We start from the raw sequence: 1,320 nt of genomic DNA, 5'->3' as shown, positions 1-1,320 counted from the left end.
TACTTATTATCTCGGATGATTCACTTTTATCCCCTCCATCTGCCTATGTGCCAGTTGGGGGTGCGGAATGTGGGTTGCTGGGGGGGTAACAAAGAGGCCTAAAAAGTATACCCAATCAGGGTTGCAGCCCGCATACCAAGCTGATAAAAGCAACGTTTATTTCGAGTTAACTTCATTAACTCTTGGACTGTTTCGGAATATTGAACGAGATAATTAACCCACTGCTCTCCATTTAAACCCACACCAAATATACTTCGTCGGCGGTATTGTTTGCTGGGTTCTTTCGGGCGAGATACATATTTTTGTATCTGCTTTTTGTGAATTTCAGTACCCTGAAATACTGCCGAACTGTAGGCAATCGTTATTAGCAAAATTATGTTAATTAGGCGGTCTCCTTTGAGGCTATTTCCTTCAAGATTGTAGCCTCCTGTTTTACAATCTCGGAACATCTCTTCAATTCCCATCCGTTGTTTGTAAGCATCGAGCGCTACGGGCAACTCGCTGTAAATCTGTAAGAATAAACCACGCTTCATCAACCGTCCATCCCCGATAGTTCTTTTTCCATTGACAGGCAATATCAAACCCAGTTGCTGGCTGAGATTTTCTGACTCTGATTCCTTGAAAGTATAGAGAGGTGCCTGGTACTATTCCTAATTTATCTAGCCGCTGCCAAACTAAATGTTCTGTTTCGATACAATGATTCTTTTTTAACCTCAAGCAAAAAGACACACCGCTTTCCTTTAGCAAGTTTCCCAAGTCTACAGAACAAAATTCACGGTCACCTAAAACGATGACTTTATATTCTGTAAATAATGGTAAAACTTGCTGTAAAGCTGTTGTTTGTTCCGACAAGTTACTGTTCCCGAGTTGGGGCAATAGAGTCCAGTACAATGGAATGGCTCTGCGATGCCAAATTAGGCTGACCATGAAGAGATTAATACACCCCCATTGACTGCGGTCGATCGCTATTGACAAGGTTTGCCCAACACGGCAATAAGTGGTTAACCAATAAGTAATTAAGGGGAACCAAATTCCTGCGATCGTTAATTGAGGTAAGTCCAGAAATCTTTGTAACTTCCGTCGCCGACTTTCGGTTGTAATCGGGTAAGGAAATACCCGGGAGAGCCGTTCTAGTCTCACTTGTTTTTCTGATTGTATCAAAGAGAGCAAGATTATCATCAATATCAACTGAGCATGAGTCAGTTGTTTTTGTAAGTGAGTCTGATAGAATGTGGGTAACATTGTGCGATTCGAGGTCGCACGGTATGAGTGAGGAGCCGTCTCCCCCAAGCCTGCATCCAAAAGCTTGTTTCCGCCCGA

General features: G+C 42.8%; 2 protein-coding genes. Both read right to left on the bottom strand.

Annotated elements, in window-relative coordinates; genetic code table 11:
• Positions 1-98: 98 nt before the first annotated feature.
• Positions 99-464: a hypothetical protein gene (locus QUA80_RS33570; protein ID WP_333429213.1), complete on the bottom strand. Its 366-nt coding sequence runs from the start codon at positions 462-464 to the stop codon at positions 99-101.
• Positions 454-1,320 (bottom strand): IS4 family transposase (locus tag QUA80_RS33565; protein WP_333429212.1); only part of this gene is annotated, 867 nt, incomplete at its 5' end. The genes QUA80_RS33570 and QUA80_RS33565, both read right to left, overlap by 11 nt.

The sequence above is a fragment of the Microcoleus sp. F4-D5 genome (genome assembly GCF_036704885.1).
Taxonomy (GTDB): Bacteria; Cyanobacteriota; Cyanobacteriia; order Cyanobacteriales; family Microcoleaceae; genus Microcoleus.
Note: the sequence above shows the minus strand (reverse complement) of the source record. Positions and strands in the feature narration are given on the sequence as shown.